At 43.3% G+C, this 18,979-nt stretch carries 18 protein-coding genes; 10 read left to right on the forward strand and 8 right to left on the reverse strand.

The genetic code is table 11. From position 1 onward, the window contains the following. The first annotated feature begins 17 nt into the window (after positions 1–17). Entirely contained in the window at positions 18–800 is a 783-nt protein-coding gene (locus CXK86_RS18115; RefSeq protein ID WP_101314208.1) for an SDR family NAD(P)-dependent oxidoreductase, read from the forward strand. Positions 801–818: 18 nt separating this feature from the next. Here the strand turns inward: CXK86_RS18115 and CXK86_RS18120 are convergent, their stop codons facing one another. The 5 genes from CXK86_RS18120 to CXK86_RS18140 are packed head-to-tail and all read right to left on the reverse strand — an operon-like array spanning position 819 to position 4,379. Then, positions 819–1,418 (reverse strand): class I SAM-dependent methyltransferase, encoded by a 600-nt coding sequence (locus tag CXK86_RS18120; protein WP_101314209.1) that lies wholly within the window; start codon positions 1,416–1,418, stop codon positions 819–821. 34 nt (positions 1,419–1,452) lie between these two features. Next, positions 1,453–2,496 (reverse strand): sensor histidine kinase, encoded by a 1,044-nt coding sequence (locus CXK86_RS18125; protein ID WP_083685159.1) that lies wholly within the window; start codon positions 2,494–2,496, stop codon positions 1,453–1,455. Positions 2,497–2,545: 49 nt separating this feature from the next. After that, complete coding sequence (locus CXK86_RS18130) at positions 2,546–3,226, reverse strand: response regulator transcription factor (RefSeq protein ID WP_076254579.1); 681 nt, start codon at positions 3,224–3,226, stop codon at positions 2,546–2,548. Positions 3,227–3,283: 57 nt separating this feature from the next. Further along, positions 3,284–3,850, reverse strand: a complete 567-nt coding sequence (locus CXK86_RS18135) for a class I SAM-dependent methyltransferase (protein ID WP_076254581.1) — start codon at positions 3,848–3,850, stop codon at positions 3,284–3,286. Between the two features lie 40 nt (positions 3,851–3,890). Then, the gene (locus CXK86_RS18140) at positions 3,891–4,379 is read right to left on the reverse strand and encodes a DedA family protein (protein WP_076254583.1); all 489 of its coding nucleotides are present in this window, start codon (positions 4,377–4,379) and stop codon (positions 3,891–3,893) included. Positions 4,380–5,234: 855 nt separating this feature from the next. Between CXK86_RS18140 and CXK86_RS18145 the strand changes: the two genes are divergently transcribed. The 3 genes from CXK86_RS18145 (at position 5,235) to CXK86_RS18155 (ending at position 9,296) form a co-directional block, all read left to right on the forward strand. Continuing rightward, positions 5,235–5,822 (forward strand): sigma-70 family RNA polymerase sigma factor, encoded by a 588-nt coding sequence (locus CXK86_RS18145; protein WP_076254585.1) that lies wholly within the window; start codon positions 5,235–5,237, stop codon positions 5,820–5,822. Continuing rightward, positions 5,809–6,558, forward strand: coding sequence for a DUF3600 domain-containing protein (locus CXK86_RS18150; RefSeq protein WP_076254587.1), 750 nt, complete (start codon positions 5,809–5,811; stop codon positions 6,556–6,558). Before CXK86_RS18145 ends, CXK86_RS18150 begins: the two co-directional genes overlap by 14 nt. A 269-nt stretch (positions 6,559–6,827) precedes the next feature. Beyond that, complete coding sequence (locus CXK86_RS18155) at positions 6,828–9,296, forward strand: S-layer homology domain-containing protein (protein WP_143781326.1); 2,469 nt, start codon at positions 6,828–6,830, stop codon at positions 9,294–9,296. Between the two features lie 50 nt (positions 9,297–9,346). Here CXK86_RS18155 and CXK86_RS18160 read toward each other — a convergent pair whose 3' ends face one another. Continuing rightward, on the reverse strand, positions 9,347–10,222 hold the full coding sequence (locus CXK86_RS18160; RefSeq protein WP_076254591.1) for an AraC family transcriptional regulator: 876 nt from the start codon (positions 10,220–10,222) through the stop codon (positions 9,347–9,349). A gap of 108 nt (positions 10,223–10,330) precedes the next feature. Here CXK86_RS18160 and CXK86_RS18165 point away from each other — a divergent pair, with 108 nt between their 5' ends. Both CXK86_RS18165 and CXK86_RS18170 read left to right on the forward strand, forming a co-directional pair. After that, entirely contained in the window at positions 10,331–11,488 is a 1,158-nt protein-coding gene (locus CXK86_RS18165) for a Gfo/Idh/MocA family protein (protein ID WP_101314211.1), read from the forward strand. Positions 11,489–11,818: 330 nt separating this feature from the next. Then, positions 11,819–12,193 carry a helix-turn-helix transcriptional regulator gene (locus CXK86_RS18170; RefSeq protein ID WP_076254595.1) on the forward strand — a complete coding sequence of 125 codons (375 nt, stop codon included), beginning with the start codon at positions 11,819–11,821 and terminating at the stop codon, positions 12,191–12,193. A 117-nt stretch (positions 12,194–12,310) separates the two neighbouring features. Here the strand turns inward: CXK86_RS18170 and CXK86_RS18175 are convergent, their stop codons facing one another. Then, positions 12,311–12,631, reverse strand: a complete 321-nt coding sequence (locus CXK86_RS18175) for a winged helix-turn-helix transcriptional regulator (protein WP_036605715.1) — start codon at positions 12,629–12,631, stop codon at positions 12,311–12,313. A gap of 415 nt (positions 12,632–13,046) precedes the next feature. Between CXK86_RS18175 and zwf the strand changes: the two genes are divergently transcribed. The 4 genes from zwf to yunB all read left to right on the forward strand — a co-directional run bounded on the left by zwf (position 13,047) and on the right by yunB (position 17,812). After that, positions 13,047–14,501, forward strand: coding sequence for a glucose-6-phosphate dehydrogenase (gene zwf, locus CXK86_RS18180; RefSeq protein WP_076254597.1), 1,455 nt, complete (start codon positions 13,047–13,049; stop codon positions 14,499–14,501). A 544-nt stretch (positions 14,502–15,045) separates the two neighbouring features. Beyond that, a complete protein-coding gene (gene gnd, locus CXK86_RS18185) occupies positions 15,046–15,939 on the forward strand; it encodes a phosphogluconate dehydrogenase (NAD(+)-dependent, decarboxylating) (protein WP_017692367.1) in 894 nt (297 codons plus the stop codon). 86 nt (positions 15,940–16,025) lie between these two features. Beyond that, positions 16,026–16,670, forward strand: a complete 645-nt coding sequence (gene fsa / locus CXK86_RS18190) for a fructose-6-phosphate aldolase (protein WP_036605718.1) — start codon at positions 16,026–16,028, stop codon at positions 16,668–16,670. Positions 16,671–16,933: 263 nt separating this feature from the next. Then, positions 16,934–17,812 (forward strand): sporulation protein YunB, encoded by an 879-nt coding sequence (gene yunB / locus CXK86_RS18195; protein ID WP_076254599.1) that lies wholly within the window; start codon positions 16,934–16,936, stop codon positions 17,810–17,812. An 88-nt stretch (positions 17,813–17,900) separates the two neighbouring features. Here the strand turns inward: yunB and CXK86_RS18200 are convergent, their stop codons facing one another. After that, the gene (locus CXK86_RS18200) at positions 17,901–18,971 is read right to left on the reverse strand and encodes a M23 family metallopeptidase (protein ID WP_076254601.1); all 1,071 of its coding nucleotides are present in this window, start codon (positions 18,969–18,971) and stop codon (positions 17,901–17,903) included. Positions 18,972–18,979: the final 8 nt, after the last annotated feature.

An 18,979-nucleotide genomic window follows, 5' to 3' on the forward strand; every position in this document is an offset into this window, starting at 1 on the left:
GAGAGGTAGGTAACAACATGAGGAAGACAGTTCTGATCACAGGGGTCTCGGGTGGGATCGGTAAAGAGTTAGCAGATCGGTTTGCCAAAGGTGGACATCATATTGTGCTGGTAGCACGAAGCAAGGGTAAAATACAGGATCTAGCTCAGGAGTATCAGAAAAAGTATGGCATTCAGGCGACGGTTATTGCCAAAGATGTAGCAGCACCTGGGGTACCACAGGAGATTTATCATGAGTTGAAGGAAAAGGGGATTGTTGTTGACTATCTTGTCAATAATGCAGGCTTCGGTCTGTTCGGAACGTTTATGGAAACGGATATGGAACAAGAAGTTAATATGATTGACGTGAATATCAAGGCTTTAACCGTCATGACAAAGCTATTCTTGCCGGATATGATCCAACGTGGGCACGGCGGTGTGATGAATGTGGCTTCGTTGGTAGGTTTTTTCCCTGGGCCAATGATGTCGGTATATTATGCAACAAAGGCATATGTGCTATCGTTCACCGAGGCTTTGGAGAATGAAGTAAGTGGAACTGGCGTTACGGTAACGGCACTGTGTCCAGGCCTGACATCCACCGGGTTTGTGGATCGTTCGGGTATGGGTGTCTCGAAGATGTTGCAGGGCCCGATCATGGAAGCCGGACAGGTGGCCGAAGAAGGGTATCGAGGTTTCTTACGTGGCAAGACGTTAATTATGCCTGGTGCTCGAAACCGATTCATCGCGTTTATGCCGCGGTTGTTGCCGCGTAAGATGATGACTCGCATAATTAGATCCTCACAGGACAAGACGGGACATTAAACATATAAAGAGGATAAATCAAGTCTTCCTCAAGTCGATCGATAAACGTTGTCCTTCATCTTGTCTTTTACGACAAACATATACAAAAACAGGAGGGAAGCTGAAGGGCACAAATTGAATTTTCTCCATCTCAAATAACTCAGCTAATTGTTTCTTCATATGAAGGGAGTACTGGTATAACACTAATGTGCCTCCAGGTCGGAGCGCTGTATCGATCTGTGACAGGATGTTTTGTCTCATTTCTCTGGAAAAATTAAAAAATGGCAGTCCGCAAATGATGCTATCCAACTGATGGATATATTCTTGATTGATCCTTTTTAATAGATAGGATGCATTGGAATGGAACATGAATTCAGGATAGTTTTTCTTCAGATTACTTCTCATTTTGGGGTCTCTTTCAAATAAAAACACGGTTGCAGATTTCGGTAAATGTGATCTTATGAGACGTGTGACGGCCCCTGTTCCTGGACCCAGCTCAGCAATGGTTCTTACCTCATCCCATCGTACAGACTGGACAATTTTCTTAGCCAAATATTTGGAGCTGGGGAGGACACTGCCTACTCGTTTGGGGTTCCTCAGAAATCCTTGCAGGAAAAGAAGTGGTTCGGATGTTTTCATCGCGGTATCCTCCATTATCATTGCTATTGATGTTTCACTGGATGTTAGAAGGCAAGCTTAGTTGGAATATAAATACGTTACGCGTATGTTTTAGTGTTAAAGTCCCCTGATGTAAATCCGCAATGTTCCTCGCAATAGAAAGACCCAGACCAGATCCTGATTGAATACCTTCGCTATTCCTCGAAAAATCCACCTTATAAAAGCGATCAAACAGTCTGTTTTTTTGTTCTATCGTTAGTGGTATGCCTTTATTCTCTACTTCAATGGTAACGTGATTATGCTGCACACTCATTCGAACATGAATCGTGCCCGGTTTAAAGGAATACTTGAGTGCATTCATGAGGAGATTGTCGATGGCTCGAGCGATCTTATCACTATCCAGGGAAACCATGATTGGAGCATTACCGAGTGTTTTTTCAATACGAATCCCATGCTCCTGAGCTAAAGGTTCGAATTCAAACAACAATTGGTCCAATAGCTGACAGAGGTCAATATTTTTCAAATCCAATTGGGTGTTCACTTCGTTAAGACGCGTATATTCAAATAAATCATCAAGTAACTTCTTCAAATGCGTTGCTTTGTTATAGGTATTTTGGATGAAACGATCATACTCTGCTTTGTCTTGAAATGATTCTGATTTGAGAAGCTCAATATAGCCAATTATGCTGGTAAGCGGTGTACGCAGGTCATGTGAGATGCCAGTGATCATGTCCATCTTGGATTGCTCCAATTCACGTTCTTTAGCAATCTGTTGCTTTAACTGTTCTGTCATGTGATTGATGTTGGAAGCAACGCGTCCAAGTTCATCTTGTCGATTAACGGGCACCCTATAATTCAGATTTCCTTCAGATATGATTTGAAGCCCTTGCTCTAATGTAATGAGATCTCTCACAATTTTTCGTGTGGAAAACAAAAAAATTAACGTGAAAATTACGATGAAGATTGGTGTTAGAACGTAAGGAAAAATGTAGAGGAGCGAAGGCCAATTAAATCTTTCACTAATTTTTGCGGCAGCTATGATTAACATATTATTTACACCCACAGAGCCAACAAACGAAATCAATAAACTGATCAACATTTGATATAGGATGTTAATCTGTATCTTTTTTTTAAACTGTGGTAATCGTTTAATCAATTTTATATCCCACTCCCCATACCGTTTTAATGTAATGAGGTTCCCGCGGATTTACTTCCAATTTCTCTCGCAGGTTACGAATATGAACCATCACCGTATTATCTGAATACCCGTAAGGTTCTTTCCATACGGTTTCGTAAATTTTCTCGGAGCTAAATACTTGTCCAGGATAGCTGGCAAGCAGCACCAGAATGGAAAACTCCAGTGGTGTAAGCGAAATGTCATTATCTTGGAGCTTCACAGAATGTTTACTGGTATGAATGACAAGGTCCTTGATCAGGATAAGTGAATTGGATTCTGGTTTTCCGATCAGTGTTTGACGTCGTAACTGAGCTTTAACGCGAGCCAGCAATTCTAGTGGATTAAACGGTTTGACCATGTAATCATCAGCCCCGGTAGTCAGGCCCGTGATTTTATCAATGTCTTCTTCCTTGGCGGATAGCATTATAATCGGAGTGGATGATACTTCTCTTATTTTGAAGCAGGCTTTGATTCCATCCATAATGGGCATCATAACATCCAGAATAACGAGTTGAACCGATGTTGTTTTGATAATATTTAGCGCTTCCTCACCATTGGCTGCTTCAATGACATGATATCCTTCGTTACGTAAATAGACATGAATGACATCCCGGATATCGGGTTCATCATCAACAACGAGAACGGTATTCATAATTCAACACTCCTTAAAAATTAGGATAACATCAGTGTAAACGATCGTCCGGAATGTTTAAATTGTTTCCTTTTTGCGACAGACATAAACGAACGCAGGTGGGATATTAAAAGGCACTAATTCTATTTTTTCGATGAAAAAGTGTTCGGATAATGTTTTTTTCATTTGGAGTGAATATTGAAAGGCGATGAATAACCCTCCAGGTTTGAGTGCCTTATGGATCTGGTCTACCAACGCATTTCTTAATTCAGGCTCAAAATTGAAAAACGGCAATCCGCTAAAAATGTAATCCAGCTGCTGAACGCCCTCTTGATTCATGGATTCTACCAATCGAGCGGCGTCTGGATAACAGGAGAACTCCGGGTATGTCGTCTGAAGAGTATTCCTCATCGTTTCGTTCATCTCAAACAATAGGACTTTGGTGGAATCCTGTACTTGTTGATGAATATAGCGAGTGATAGGACCTGTACCCGATCCAAGCTCGGCGACTGCTTTTGCCTCTAGCCAAGAGGCTTGCTTCACCATTTTGCTGGCGAGAAACCGGGAACTGGGGATGATACTGCCGACATGTTTAGGGCTTTGCAGAAAGCTTTTCAAAAATAAAACAGGTTCATTGGAATTCATAGGGTTCCTCCATAATGTGATGGTATGTTATCCAAACCAGTTAGAAATGTAATAAATGAAGCGTAGATAGAATGGGGTCACCGAAGTAAATTCCCGCTGTAAAATACGTTATGGTCCATAACAAAGCACTGGAATAGGAGATAAGAGCAAATTTTCTATACTGCACGCCGCTGAGTCCCATCACCAAAGGGAGAACATACCGCACGATTGGAATGAACAAACCGATGCACATCGCCCAATTGCCACTTTTATTCAGAATCAGTTCAGCCTTAACGAAGTGTTTATGATGTTGAAATCTGTGTTTTATCTTGGTTCCAAATAACTTCCCTGCAAAATAAGCAAAGGTAATGGCCGTTAATAGTCCTGATAAAATACAGAAGTATGTGATCCATGAATTGATAACTCCTGTGTGACTCAAAATGGCACCGCTGATAATCGTGATCTCATTTGGAATTGGAATACCGAAAGGCCCTAATGAGAAGGCAAAATAAAAAATCAGATAACCATACTGATGAAGTAGCTCTAAGATCTTCCTCTCTTGTTGATATTGACATCATAATGAAAAAAACTAAGGAATTAATGAGCATATTTCTGAAGAAAATCTAAAGAATACATAAGCAAAGCCAAACAACTTATGTTTAAGAGAAAAAAGCCTTGCCAACGTACTGGCAAGACTTAAACAGGTAGAACTATTCAGAAGCGGTGATCAAGTGATATGAATTTCTGAATATCAAATAAAGTTTGCCTCAAAAAGGAACGTATAAGCTAGCTCGAGTTGATTACCTATATCTTTATCTGTAAGGAAGAGGATGAGCATCAAAGAAGAGCCGAGACGTCATAATGACGACTCAGCTCTTTTTTGATGTCCCAGGGGATCAGACTTCTTTGAATCAGCTTATTGTAGGAAGTAGAACCATCTGAATTTGGTACCAGCAACAATAAACAAAACAATCCATCCCCATAAAAACAACAAACGTAGAGGTCGTGGAATCAGGAGATATTCTGAGTACAATTTGCTGAAAAGTTTCATTACAGTAGTGACCACCCCTGCTAAGTTGCTCCCTTATTTCCGCTTTCGAAAGAAAAAGAGACGATAAGATAACCAATATCCCAATAAGTCTGTATACCGTGGCGTAGGCCTCGAAGTAGCTTCTGGCGATTACCAATCCGATGATCGAAATAAGATAATAGCAAAAGACCAAAGGGGATCTTATAACTCAGATGCAGAACCTCCAATTATATCAAAATTAGGTATATTATATCATGATAAACACCAGAGGACCTTTTTGTATCAGATTCAGCCATACCTACTCATTCAATAAATAAATCGAACGATATGATGCTGGCATGCCAATATATAGTGTAAGGAGGAGGGGAATGGATAATGAGTGAACAAGATGAGTACATAGAACTTGTAACGTTAATACGGGCGGGGCATGAAGAAGCATATGGAGAATTATATGAGAAAACAGTGACGAGGATATATCAAACTGTGCGATTTCTCATCAAGGACAAGTCTGACGCGGAGGATGTGGTACAGGAGATTTACATTCAGGCGTATCGATCATTGGCGCGATATGATGCGGAGCGTGCTTTTCGTCCCTGGTTGATGGGGGTGACGATGCGACAGGTTCAGAGTTATCGACGCAAAAGATTGATGCAGTTTCGGTTTGGTAAGCGGATCGAGAAATCTGACGTTGGACTAGAATATGATTTTTCCACTGATCTGGTCAACAAACTGGCAAATCGTCCTCTGCTGGAAGAGGTGCACCGTTTGCCGTACAAGCTGCAGCAGGTGGTTACACTTCATTATTTGAATGAATACACGCAAGAGGAGATTGCTGGCATATTGGAGATTCCGCTTGGAACCGTAAAATCGCGCATACATGCGGCGCTGGCGAAGTTAAGACAGAAAGAGAAGATGAATCCAAGATTGCGGGGAAAGGTGGAGGATCTGCATGAAACTCGATGAACAGTTGCGAAGAGCCTACCAGGAAGAGACCAATGATTGGTCCGTTCCTGCGAGAATTAAACATAAAATGATGGATAGTATTCGAAATGATTCACACATCAGAAGAAATCGAAAAAAATGGCTGGTCACTGGGCTATTAGCAGTTGTGCTCGTTATTCCCACCGGAGCCTACGCAGGATACACCTATCTCGCAGACGGAATATATGGTTCACAGGAGAATATCAAAGCTATGGGGGGAACAGCTGAGGATTATATGAGGTTGGAAGCAAAGTTGCAGATGGCCAAGGCCTATTTCAGCGAAGAAGAATTTGTTCAATATATGGACTTGCTGAAGCAATTAGGGCAAATGGCCGTGAAGTTTGCCGATTCTCGGGGCAATATGCATCCAGAGCAGTGGAGTACAGTGGAGCAGGAACGATATAACATTCTTGTATCTGAGTTGGAACCGTTTTTTGAGAAGCTGGAAGCTGTGAGTGTAGGGTCCTCCAAAAAACTGATGGACGAGCAGCAATTTTGGACGGAACAGTTGGAACAGGCAGAAAAGACATTTACCAAGGAACAATATCGGGAGTTCAAGTCTGTCTATGAACAAATGAAAAAATACAAAGTTATGGTGATGGACAAGGATGGAAGTATCCATGAGAAACGCTTGTCAGCGGAGCAGAAGGATGATTTAAGGTATCTAGAGAGACTCCTAATTCCCTACTTGAAACGGTTGGAGCTCAATGTGCGTTGAGTTAGGCAATAAAGGATAATCATGAGTTTATGATTATTCTTTATTGCGATGTGCAGAAATGGAAAAAAAAGGAGGTTGATGACAAAGACACAATAAGTACTTTAAATGTTTTTAGTTAAGTGAAGATCTTTTTTATTAGATTAAAAATAAAGTATACAAATGAATGAAAATATTGTTAGTTTTAAATTTCTGTGATACCTTTTTAAGAGGCTTATGATACTAAAGTAGTAGGTCTATAGAATTAAAACCAATGGAGGCGAAATTGAAACGTGAAAAAGTGGGGAAGTCTATTTTTATCAGGAGTATTGTTATTTAGTGGTATGGCTACATCAGTACAGGCTGAAGTAACCAAAGACGGATGGATTGGGAATGAATCATCCTTAAAAACAGCTCAACAATCTTTCAAAGATGTGGAGGGCAACTGGGCTCAGGAAGTAATTGAAAAGTGGGCTGACCGTGGAATCGTCCAAGGAAATGAACGAAATACGTTTTTGCCCAAAGGAGAAGTTACGCGTGCTGAGTGGGTCGCGATGATTAACCGAATTTTCCAGTATGAAGAGGTAAGCAATACTACTTTTTCAGATGTAACATCATCGGGTTGGTATGCTCAAGATATTGCTAAAGGAGTACAAGCCGGATATATCCGAGGATATGCAGATCACTCATTTCGGCCGACTGGTTCAGTGACAAGGCAAGAAGCAGCAGCTACGATCTCGCGGATACTGCAATTGCAGGGAAGTGGGGAGTCTAATTTTGCCGATGATAAGGATATCCAAAGTTGGAGTAAAGAAGCAGTAAGTGGAGCAGCTGACAAAAAGATTATCGTTGGTTACAGTAACGGCAATTTTATGCCGAACAAGGCAATTACTAGAGCTGAAGCAGTACAGATTTTGGATCGAGCTTTTAGTACATATGGCAGTTGGTATGGGCAAGAAGGAACCTATGGATCTACAGAAAAAAGGGAAGAGATATCTGGCAGTGTAGTGATCGGTACATCAGGCGTTACACTTCAGAATATGAATATTACAGGTGATTTGATCATTAGTAAAGCGGTCGGTGATGGCGATGTGTTCCTCAAAAACGTAACTGTGCAGGGGAAAACATATGTATATGGTGGCGGTGAAAATAGCGTACATCTGGAAGATTCGGTCCTGTTGACGGTTATTGTGAATAAACAGGATGGTACTGTGCGTTTGGTTGCAACAGGAAAAACAAAGGTTCAGGAAATCACTGTTCAAACGGCGGCCAACATCGAGTCTGACATGGGGGCAAAGATCGACAAACTGACATTGTCCGAGGCACTGCCGGAAAAATCAAGAGTATACCTTAAAGGTAATTTTGAAACGGTTAATGTGGTTGCCAAAAGCATTAACATTCAAATTCCATCGGGTACGATTAATCAACTGAACGTTGACGATTCTGCGTCAGGAACTACGGTTCAGACTAATCAGGAAGCCAAAATTATATCAGCTATTCTTAATGCAGCTGTAAGAATGTTAGGGACAGGAACCATTGAGCAGGCTACAGTTAACGCTGTAGGCGTGACCATGGAGACAGCACCAAATAAGGTTAACTTGGGAGAGAGTGTACCTGCCGATACAACAGTACAAATTGGTGGGACAAGTAAACCCGTGACTTCAGTTACACCTCCAGTTACGCCTGCTCCATCAGCTAGTGGAGGATCATCCTCAGGTTCATCAGAAGGAAGTGGTGGTAGTACAACTCCTGTAAATCCGGGTACGGGCAATGGCGGAGGAACTACACCAACTACTCCTTTACCGGGAAATGAATATGGTAGTTATGAGGGTGGTTCATTCTTCTTGCTCGGTGTAGAGTCAAACACAATAACAGTAACGGAATCAGTATATTTATACAGTCCTCGAAGTGGTTATGCATATGTGACTACTCAAAATATTGATGGAAGTAATCTTATCCTCCTTGAAGAAGCAGTTAATGCTGGCGCAGCTATGAAGCTTCCTATTGTTGCAAACGAGAGAGCTGAAATCCAAACCGAAACGCTAATCACAAAATATGGACAACTTAGAATTTTCGTTCTTGATTCACAAGATAAGAGTTCTCAAACTCAATATGTGACAGTATTGGATGGCCCAAATCAACGTTTAGTTCAAAACGGATCAAGTATGAGGGGAAGCTGGAGTGATAGCATAGAAACGTACTCAATTTTTTTTAATCGTATGATTATGGAATCCGAACTTGGCAGTCTAAGAGATCATATTCAGGTATCTACAAACTCTCAAACACCTGTATTCGTTTCTCTGGATCCAGAAGATGTGGTTTCAATAAGATACAATGAAATCAAAATACACCCTAAACAGATGAGCTTAGGGAAAAGTACTTATTTTAGAATATTAGAAGGTGCAGTTTCAACAACAGACAGCGTGTACAGAAACGAAGTATTCACGTCATCTAAATTTGTTTCATTCACTCGTCCAGTTTTTGTAGATTATCCGACTAAATCAACTATTCAAGTCCCAGTAGGAACTGTAATTAAATTCACAGTTAATTATGGTGGGGATACAGCATATTTAGTTTATAGGGATACTTATGGTTCATATGCAAATTTTGATAAGGAAGTCACTGATGGCCATGGTATGAAATTAGTTATTCCACAACGTTTTGAAGGAGAAATTTTCGAATTCGATACCAGTGATTTACAACCTGGACAATTTAAATTAAGCCTTACAAGTGGATATACAATATATGTAGATTTAAAATAGTATTTTTGTTTATAGCAGCGAGAGGAGCTCCAATTCCTCTCGCTCTTTTGTTACTTCCTCCCCTGCACCTTCAGCCGATATTGATGTGGTGTAGAGCCTGTGGTAGTACGGAATACTTTGCAAAAGTAGGAGGGGCTCGTCATACCGACACGGTGACCGATTTCGGGAACGGTGAGCGAGGATCGAGTGAGCAGTACACAGGCATGACGGATGCGGGTGGCTTGAGCATAAGCAACGATGGTGGTGCCAGTCGCTTTTTTGAATACATGAGATAGATGATAGGGGGATAGATGAAGTGTATCTGCGATATGCTCCAAACGAAAAGGCTCTTGGTAATGCTGCTCAATCCATTGCATGATGGCTTCGGCATGAGGGTGAAGAACGTTAGCACTGGACGAAAGTACATCTTGGGAGCAGCTTTGCTGCCCGTCCTGCCACAGATAGCGAAGTTGTGCGAGCAGATCCAATAAAAAGAGGCGTGTATCCTCCTCTATTTCGTGAGGAAGCAGACCTGGATACGTATCTGCATATTGTTCCATTCGTTGAACGAGTGGGGATGTGGCAGCAAGTCGGATGGGCTGAATGGGGGATTGCTCTTCCAGCAGATCCTGTATGAAGTCGTGAGTAACGATAAATTGGGGCCAATGTGCCTTCAGTAGATCAAGTTCAACCATGAGTACATTTCGAATGAAAGGCTGCAGTCTGGATACTTGAATCTGGATGTGGTGCAATTGAAAAGGTCGAAAAATCATGAGCATACCGGGTTCAAGGGAGAAAACCTGACCTTCGGTTATCAACTGCCCATATCCTTCGTGAATATAGGTTATCTCCAGCTGCGAATGAGCATGGAACACTTCGCGAGACGTAGTATTGGATGTACGACGACAGACCAGATTAAATTGTTCTCCCAGAAAGATGGACTTCATGAATGCCTCCCTTATCATGCGCAAGATAGTTTTATTTTAGCACAAGATGAACGCATAAAAGCGCTTTATTATTGTGTATTGTGAAGGGAATAAGGGAGGTATGCAACGATGTTAAAAGTGGCGATTATCGGAGCAGGTGCAATTAGTGGAGCACATATCTCAGCATATATGTCGTTCCCTGAGCGATGTCAGATTGTTGCTGTGGTCGATATCTACGTGGAAAAAGCACAGAAGCGAATTAATGAATATGGTCTGGAAGGTGCACAAGCTGTCACGGATTACACAGAGTTACTTGCCCAAAACATTGATCTGGTATCAGTCTGTACACCACCGTATACGCATGCTCCCATTGTGTGTGATTTCATGCAAGCAGGTGCACATGTGCTGGTTGAAAAACCGATGGCTTCTTCCCTGGAGGAAGCGGATCTGATGTTGAGAGCAGCGCAAGCAAGTGGCAAGTTGTTATCCGTAGTAGCACAGAATCGTTTTACGACACCAATGATGAAGCTAAAAGGTGTGCTGGACAGTAAACGGATGGGACCGATTGTACATGTGCAGGTTGATTCGTTCTGGTGGCGGGGCCACAATTATTATGATCTGTGGTGGCGCGGGACATGGGAAAAAGAAGGCGGAGGCTGTACCCTTAATCATGCGGTGCATCATATTGATGCCATGCTCTGGATGATGGGACCTCCAGTGGAACTACAGGCGATGATGGCAAATACGGCACATGATAATGCCGAAGTTGAGGATATATCCATGGCGATGCTTCGCTTCCAGGAAGGGGCGCTTGGCATGATTACCAGTTCCGTCGTACATCACGGAGAGGAGCAACAGTTAATTTTTCAGGGCAAAGAAGCCCGGGTATCTGCACCTTGGAAAGTGGTTGCTTCTACCGCACGGAATAACGGATTTCCGGAACCAAATCGAGAGTTGGAACACCAGATTCAGAAGCTCGCTGACGAATTACCGGATGTTACTCATGTCGGTCACGCTGGGCAAGTTGAGAATGTGTTAAATGCTATTGAGACAGGATCTCCCCTTATGGTGGATGGCGAAAGTGGTCGGAATACACTTGAACTGATTGTGGGTATCTATAAGTCGGCAAGTACGGGAGAAAAGGTTGTTTTTCCACTAGAGGCCGAAGACGCGTTTTACACAAGAGAAGGAATTATGCAACATGCCGTACACTTTTATGAAAAAAAGACGACGGTGGACAACTTCGAGGATACGAGTATTACACTCGGGAGCAAGTTGGATTCGTAGTGTTTTCCGTGAAAAGGATGCCCCTCACATAAGTGAGGATGGGCATCTTTTTTTGTACTAGGTCGATTACACCTACATCACCATAAAAAATCAATACACTTGGTTTTTCCATCCATGTAACTCGTATTCGCTTCAAGATCATAATCTCCATAGTCAGGGATTGGATCAATGAGAGCTACAATCAGTCTCGTAGTCGTGTGAGGGAGAATAGGAAGAATCAGTGCTGTTTAGCTTCAGCTTTTGAGCGTTTTGGTTCAACAGAAAGAGGGTGCAAATGTAGCGCTTTCACAGTTAGCGGATTCACGTCATTTTAGACACTTGGAGAAGATGATGTGGTGGATTAAAAAGCATTTGGATTATGAGATCAGATTGGGCAAGATGGCGGCAGATGTTCACCTGTCCAAATCGTATGCCTCCCGCATTTTTCATCAAGAAACATGTAGCAGCATTACGGATTACGTCACAGCTCGAAGGTTGAAGCAGGACTACTTACGCCTTGATATAACAACATTTTCGGTGGAGGAGATTGGCAGACGTGTCAGATTTCCGAACGGATGTATTTCATCCAGTTATTTCGCAAATCTGCCGGGACGAGCCCGTTGTATTATCGGCAACAATTTGAACGGTGCAGTAAGCATTATTTTAAGTTTGCAAAATAATAGCGTTATTACGTCTCTATATACACAATTAGTATTTACCGTTTGAATTAAAAAAATCCCGGATGCGGATTGCACTGGCCAGTTGCTAAATGCGATACTCCACCTCCGGGATTACACATCGGTAATCTTCAAGCTAAATAAACATTAAGGATTCCTCAAGCTGTTACAGCCACTTATCAGCCCAACGTTCCACGGCGCTTAGCGCTCTCCCCAGTTCCGTTCCTTTTCGTGACAACATATATTCAGTTCGAACTGGACGTTCCGTGACCACATGGCGAACCACAAGTCCTTCTTCCTCCAATTCCTTCATTCGCTCATTTAACACACGTTTGCTCAAGTCAGGGATATAAGCGTGAATCTCACTGAAGCGTTTGGGTTCCTCCATCAATGCATGGATAATGAGGGCTACCCATTTTCGGCCAATGATCTGATAAGATTGTTCCACTTTTGTGCATATTTGCTTGGCATTCTCATCATCGCTCATGATTGTACTCCTTTGATTTAGTATTGCTTGTAATATCATTAGTATACTTATTGTAACCTACTTGTCCACAGGCCATATGTGTAAAATGTCACATACCAATTGTTCTTAATGTTACCACATAAAGCGTTATCATCAAATAAAAACCCTATAAACACTGGAGTTCACAGGTTCGACACGATTATTGACGAATTGTGACGACAGGTGTAATATGGGTAACGTTAATTCAAATGGTTACAATTTATAACCTAAACACAGGTTGTGGAGAGAAGGAATGTTCCATGGTTGAATTCGGGTACGATATATAAACGGAGGCAAGGCGGGGAACACACCCACTTATTCCGTCTTTTGTCATGCTTGGATTTGAACATTTTGCAACATCATATACTATACTGCACAGATCACAGGAGGCACTCCAATGGATGCAATGACATTTGTCCTGTTCGGGGCAACAGGCGATTTAGCCAAACGCAAGATTTACCCTGCATTATATAACTTGTACATGGATCAGAAAATGCCGAAATCCTTCTCCGTTATCGGATTGGGACGACGTGAATTGTCGGATACGGACTTCCAGGCGAATGTTGAAAAGTCACTGCATGAATTCTCACGTCAGACGCCGGAAGAAGAATCACAAGTTCGTGATTTCATTGGAGCTTTCCGTTATTGTTCTTTAAATAATACGAAGCTTGAAGATTACACCAAACTGTTGGAACGGGTTCAACAGCGTGAACAAGAGCTTAACATTCCCGAAAACCGCATGTTCTACATGTCGGTGGCACCGGAATTCTTTGAGCCAATCGCACTGAACATTCAAGAAAGTGGCCTGGGTAACACCAAAGGCTGGAAGAAACTGATTATCGAAAAACCATTCGGACACGATCTGCAATCAGCTCGTGATTTGAACGAAAAACTGAGCAATACCTTTGCGGAAGAAGAAATCTATCGCATTGACCATTTCCTCGGTAAACCGATGGTTCAAAATATTGAGACGCTCACCTATGCAAATCCGGTGATTCAAGCGTTGTGGTCTAACCGTTATATTGCCAATGTACAGATTACGGCAAGTGAGACGGTGGGTGTTGAAGAACGTGCCGCGTATTACGACCAAAGTGGTGCTCTTCGTGACATGTTCCAAAACCATATGCTTCAGTTGCTGATGATGATTGGTTTGCATTTGCCAAAACGTTGCACACCGGAAGAAATTCAATTCAAAAAGCAAAAAATTGCTGAAGCACTTCGTCCGTTGACAAAAGAAAATATCGCTTCTGAAGTTGTTCGTGCGCAATATGCAGCAGGTGAGCTGCAAGGTTCCTCGGTTGTTGGATATTTGGACGAGCCTGGCATTCCAGTCGGATCTCAGAACGAGACCTATGTTGCCGCAAGACTTTGGATCGATGATCCGTTCTGGAGCGAGGTTCCATTTTATATCCGTACAGGTAAACGCCTGGCTGAGAAATCCACCCGAATCGTTGTTGAGTTCAAGGCTCCACTGAAGACCGGTCATGAATCCGAAAATACAACGGAACCTAACCTGCTGACGATTGAAATTGGTCCGGGAGAAAGCATCTCGCTTCAATTAAATGCGAAGAATCCATTGAACCATGGTGAAGTGGAACCAATGCATATGACCTTCAACTCGGGTAAACGTAACATCCCTGAAGCTTACGAGAATCTGATCTTTGATGCGATGCGTGGAGATTCCACCTTCTTTGCACACTGGAACGAAGTGGAGCTGGCATGGCAATGGGTGCAACCGATTCAGGAAGCATTCGAAGCGGGCAACGTGCCACTGGATACGTATAGTGCAGGTTCGCATGGACCAGAGTCAGCAAATCGTCTGACCGCAGCAGACGGTTACCGTTGGTGGTAAGTGAAACAAAAGAGTGAGCATAAGAGAACACAAATAGTAAAAACAACTTTACAATCCGTTCTGCTCACAAATAATCATTTGCACAAATCCAAACAAACCTTTCCAAGTTAACAGGATATAGAACGAAATGTTTTATTCCCCTAGAGCTTGTACTCAGGAGCAAGTTGGATCGAATGTGCAAAATGCTGATATATACAGTATCTATTGTGAATTATACCGTTCCAATTTTGCATAAGCCCTTCCGGTTATATTTGCCGGAAGGCCGTGAAAATTTTTGAATATAGATTAGCTGTTCAGTTTTGAAAATGGTTGGCTTGAACGCTGAGAATGTAGTGTAGGGGACGAAATCGATTCTGTAGAAGCATAGCGTTCGCCTTTATCCCCGGATTTTCTCCTATATAGGAGATTCAAAAAATCTGGGGATAACAGCGATCAAAAGAACGATTCGTGACCGGAACGGTTACTTCGCCAAACGTTAAGCACTTATTTTTAATTTTGAACGCAAATAAAAATTAAACATTGTTCATAACAGGAGGATTTTGAAATGAAACTTGGACTTGTCGGATTAGGAAAAATGGGATTGAACCTGGGTAGAAACCTGATTGATCACAAACACGAAGTGGTTGCTTTTGACCTGAACGCTGAAGCAGTAAATGAAATGAAAGAATATGGCGCTGAAGGCGTATCTTCTTACGCAGAGATGGTGGCTTCACTCGAATCCCCACGTGTATTGTGGATCATGGTTCCCCACAATGTAGTAGACGCTGTATTGGCTGAAGTTAGCCCATTGTTGTCCAAAGGTGACATCATTATTGAAGCGGGTAACTCCCACTACAAAGAATCCATTCGTCGTTACGAAGAGATGAAACCTAAAGGCATTCACTACATGGATGCAGGTACATCTGGCGGTATGGAAGGCGCACGTAATGGAGCATGTTATATGATCGGTGGAGACCCGGAAGCTTGGGCAATCGTTGAACCGGCATTTAAAGATACTTCCGTAGAGAACGGCTACCTGTATGCAGGTAAAGCGGGCAGCGGTCACTTCCTCAAAATGGTTCACAATGGTATCGAGTACGGTATGATGGCATCCATCGGTGAAGGTTTTGACGTATTGGAGAAAAGTGGATTTGATTTCGACTTCGAACAAGTGGCTCGCGTATGGAACAACGGTTCCGTTATCCGCTCTTGGTTGATGGAGCTGACAGAACGTGCCTTCTCCAAAGATGCAAACCTCGATGAAATTAAAGGCGTTATGCACTCTTCCGGTGAAGGACGCTGGACGGTAGAAACGGCATTTGACCTTCAAACCGCTACACCGGTTATCGCTTTGTCCTTGTTAATGCGTTACCGTTCCCTGGAAACAGACACATTCACAGGTAAAGTGGTAGCAGCATTGCGTAATGAATTTGGCGGTCACGCTGTAGAGAAAAATTAATTTTATATATAACTGTTAACATATGATGAACATCGGGTAATAACTTATATCGTGTTTACGAATTCATCAAGTGGAGGGAACATATCATGAAATTTTTCTTGGATACAGGGAATGTGGAAGAAATCAAACGGATCGAACGTCTGGGTCTGGTGGATGGAGTCACGACTAACCCGTCTTTGATTGCCAAAGAAGGTCGCGTATTTAAAGAAGTCATTCAGGAGATCTGTGGCGTTGTTAAAGGCCCGGTCAGTGCTGAAGTCATCGGTCTCAAAGCCGAGGATATGTTGAAGGAAGCTTATGAAATTGCAGAATGGGCACCGAATGTAGTCATTAAATTGCCGATGACCGAAGATGGGCTGTACGCTTGTCATGAGTTGACGCAAAAAGGGATCAAAACCAATGTCACGCTGATTTTCTCCGCAGCACAGGGCCTGATGGCGGCGAAAGCCGGTGCAACCTACATCAGTCCATTCGTTGGTCGCTTGGATGATATTGCGGTGGATGGTATGAAATTGATTCGTGATCTGCGTCTTATTCTGGACATGTATGATCTGCCTTCCGAGATTATCGCAGCAAGCATTCGCAATATCAAACATGTAGAGGATGCAGCCCTTTCCGGTGCGCATATTGCCACCATTCCGGGTTCGCTTCTGCCGACACTTTGGAAACACCCACTGACGGACAGCGGGATTGAACGTTTCCTGAAAGACTGGGAATCTGTTCCGAAATAAAAGGATAGACATGGCCTGAATCTTTGGGTGGTCTGAACATAAAACCTTTTGCCTTGCAGAGTAATCTGCGGGTGAAAGGTTTTTTTATCTCTGTTTATGTAGTTTCCGATTCGAGGTTAGTTTAACCAATGAGGAGTGCTTGTCCCTTTCATGTTGTTGTTACTTTTTATCCAGTGTCCATGTGCTGTCCTTCTTTTTCGGGACAACGGTGCATAAGGTTAACATATAGCCTATAGCTCATCCCGTAGGGGAGGGACACTTCGATGATGAGAAGAAAATGGCGAAGCCGGAGACGCCGTAAGCCGCCAAGCGGCAAACGCAAAATGTGGTTGATCATTTTATTGGTCACCGCGTTTTGTTTGATGCAGGGCTTTGCTTATGTGGATAAAAAGATGAAGCCCCCCATCATGCACTTGGCCAAGATCAGAGTGAAGCAGATTGCGACCGAAGCGATCAACAAGGCGATTACAGCACAGGTTGCCGATGGCAAAACCAACGAAGGACTGATTGACTGGAAGACGGATACCGCCGGGAAAGTGTCCGGTTTCATGCTGAACTACAATGAGCATATGCGAATCACTGCAAGTACGATGAATATTGTGCAATCTACGTTGCAGAATGTACACATGTTAAAAGAAAAAATCCCACTGGGGCAGGCGCTGGGCAGTCCGGTGTTGGCTTCATTTGGCCCGAGTATACCGGTTCGTATTGAGCCCCAAGGTGCTGTCAAAGTGGATCTGAACACCCGTCAACAGAATGCGGGTATTAACATGATTTTGGTGGAAGTGTACATTCACATCATTGCTGAGGTCGCGGTCGTGGTGCCCTTCGACATGGAACCCGAAACGGTCGATACGGAAATCCCGATTTCCTACCTTTTGGTTGTCGGGGATGTGCCAATGTATTATTACGATAATCAGGGCAAGCCAGTGGGCAGTAACGGCAGTAATGCCCCAGCTATTGCGCTGCCATCAGGTCATACGGGTGTATCAAGCGGTAATGGAGTAACTACGAATCCCCCTGGCCAGAATCAGCAACAGACGCCGTCAGACCATTTGCAAAGGAATGAACTTGAAATTGAGCCGGATGATCTGCCTGATGTGAATGGGGGATTGCAGCTCAATAAGGACGCGCACCCATGATACACACAAATTTGAATTGCAAAGCAAAGAAAGGGGCCTCTATTAAAGAGGTCCCTTTTTCGCTTTGCTGATCGTGCATATCCTCGTCTCACTTGTTTTTCTTGCTCTTTTGTTTGCGTTCATCCTGTTCCCAATGTTTCAGCTGTGGATAAGGGTCGAACGACCATTCGTGCAGTCCGCTGTCGCGATAGATCCCATAGTGCAGATGTGGAGGGAATTTGCCCTGTGTCCCAGGTTTCCCGTAACCCGAACTGCCAACCCAACCTACGACCTGACCGGGGATCACAACTTCACCGATGCGTGCACTTTTGTCAAAACCCGAAAGGTGGGCGTAATAGTGATAATGATTGTTCAAATCCCGAATTCCGATGCGCCAGCCACCAAACGGATTCCAGCCTTTGATTTCCACGACCCCGTAACAGGTACTGCGCACAGGCAGGCCATGCGGGGCGAAAATATCTGTTCCCTCATGAATGCGATAACCGCCCCAGCTTCTTTTTGTCCCCCAGGTACTGCGATAGGAGTAGTTGGTTCCGAGCGGGACCGGAAAGGCATGTCCGAATAGATCCAGATTGTCAAAATGCTCATATAACTTCGCGAATTGCTGTATCCGTTGCACAGCACGGGAGTTGTGATAATATTCCCACAAGGCAATGTTGAAGTCCTCTTGTTTGTTTCCGTAACCTTGAATAACAGAAGCCATGCTGTACAGCACATCCTGATCATTGTTGGCATCCGCTATACCGTCTCCTGAACCATCACGTCCATATCCTTTGAAAAAAAGAATGGATTCCGGATGTTGATCCGTCTCATCGGGATTTAGCCATCCTCTCCAGGCCGGAGGGGTCATGAAGATACCCGTAAGCCGCTCCGGATGCTTGCGATCCTTTGGATGTGCACGAGTAATCGTTCGTTCATACTGATCAATGGCAGCAAGCCTGTACCAGGGAATCTGGGTCATCTGACCGATGGTTTCATATAAATGGCGACGTGCAGCGAAAATTTCTGCGGGTTTTAACTCGGCAACCTGTGGTTTGGGAGCGGCCTGGGCGGGTTCACCGTAAACTTCAACAGGCAAGAATGGGAGAAGCAGAGTACCTGCAAGTAATGTTTTGATCCAAAAGCGGTACGTCTGCCTGAAGGTCAAGCGTTGTTGCACTGGGAAGC

Source organism: Paenibacillus sp. BGI2013 (assembly GCF_002843485.1).
Lineage (GTDB): Bacteria > Bacillota > Bacilli > Paenibacillales > Paenibacillaceae > Paenibacillus > Paenibacillus amylolyticus.

Coding starts and splice junctions, on each gene's coding strand:
- zwf (WP_076254597.1), top strand. CDS start 13,047: ATGGATGCAATGACATTTGTCCTGTTCGGGGCAACAGGCGATTTAGCC.
- CXK86_RS18120 (WP_101314209.1), bottom strand. CDS start 1,418: ATGAAAACATCCGAACCACTTCTTTTCCTGCAAGGATTTCTGAGGAAC.
- CXK86_RS18175 (WP_036605715.1), bottom strand. CDS start 12,631: ATGAGCGATGATGAGAATGCCAAGCAAATATGCACAAAAGTGGAACAA.
- CXK86_RS18135 (WP_076254581.1), bottom strand. CDS start 3,850: ATGAATTCCAATGAACCTGTTTTATTTTTGAAAAGCTTTCTGCAAAGC.
- yunB (WP_076254599.1), top strand. CDS start 16,934: ATGATGAGAAGAAAATGGCGAAGCCGGAGACGCCGTAAGCCGCCAAGC.
- CXK86_RS18145 (WP_076254585.1), top strand. CDS start 5,235: ATGAGTGAACAAGATGAGTACATAGAACTTGTAACGTTAATACGGGCG.
- fsa (WP_036605718.1), top strand. CDS start 16,026: ATGAAATTTTTCTTGGATACAGGGAATGTGGAAGAAATCAAACGGATC.
- CXK86_RS18160 (WP_076254591.1), bottom strand. CDS start 10,222: ATGAAGTCCATCTTTCTGGGAGAACAATTTAATCTGGTCTGTCGTCGT.
- CXK86_RS18150 (WP_076254587.1), top strand. CDS start 5,809: ATGAAACTCGATGAACAGTTGCGAAGAGCCTACCAGGAAGAGACCAAT.
- gnd (WP_017692367.1), top strand. CDS start 15,046: ATGAAACTTGGACTTGTCGGATTAGGAAAAATGGGATTGAACCTGGGT.
- CXK86_RS18170 (WP_076254595.1), top strand. CDS start 11,819: ATGTGGTGGATTAAAAAGCATTTGGATTATGAGATCAGATTGGGCAAG.
- CXK86_RS18125 (WP_083685159.1), bottom strand. CDS start 2,496: ATGTTGATCAGTTTATTGATTTCGTTTGTTGGCTCTGTGGGTGTAAAT.
- CXK86_RS18115 (WP_101314208.1), top strand. CDS start 18: ATGAGGAAGACAGTTCTGATCACAGGGGTCTCGGGTGGGATCGGTAAA.
- CXK86_RS18165 (WP_101314211.1), top strand. CDS start 10,331: ATGTTAAAAGTGGCGATTATCGGAGCAGGTGCAATTAGTGGAGCACAT.
- CXK86_RS18130 (WP_076254579.1), bottom strand. CDS start 3,226: ATGAATACCGTTCTCGTTGTTGATGATGAACCCGATATCCGGGATGTC.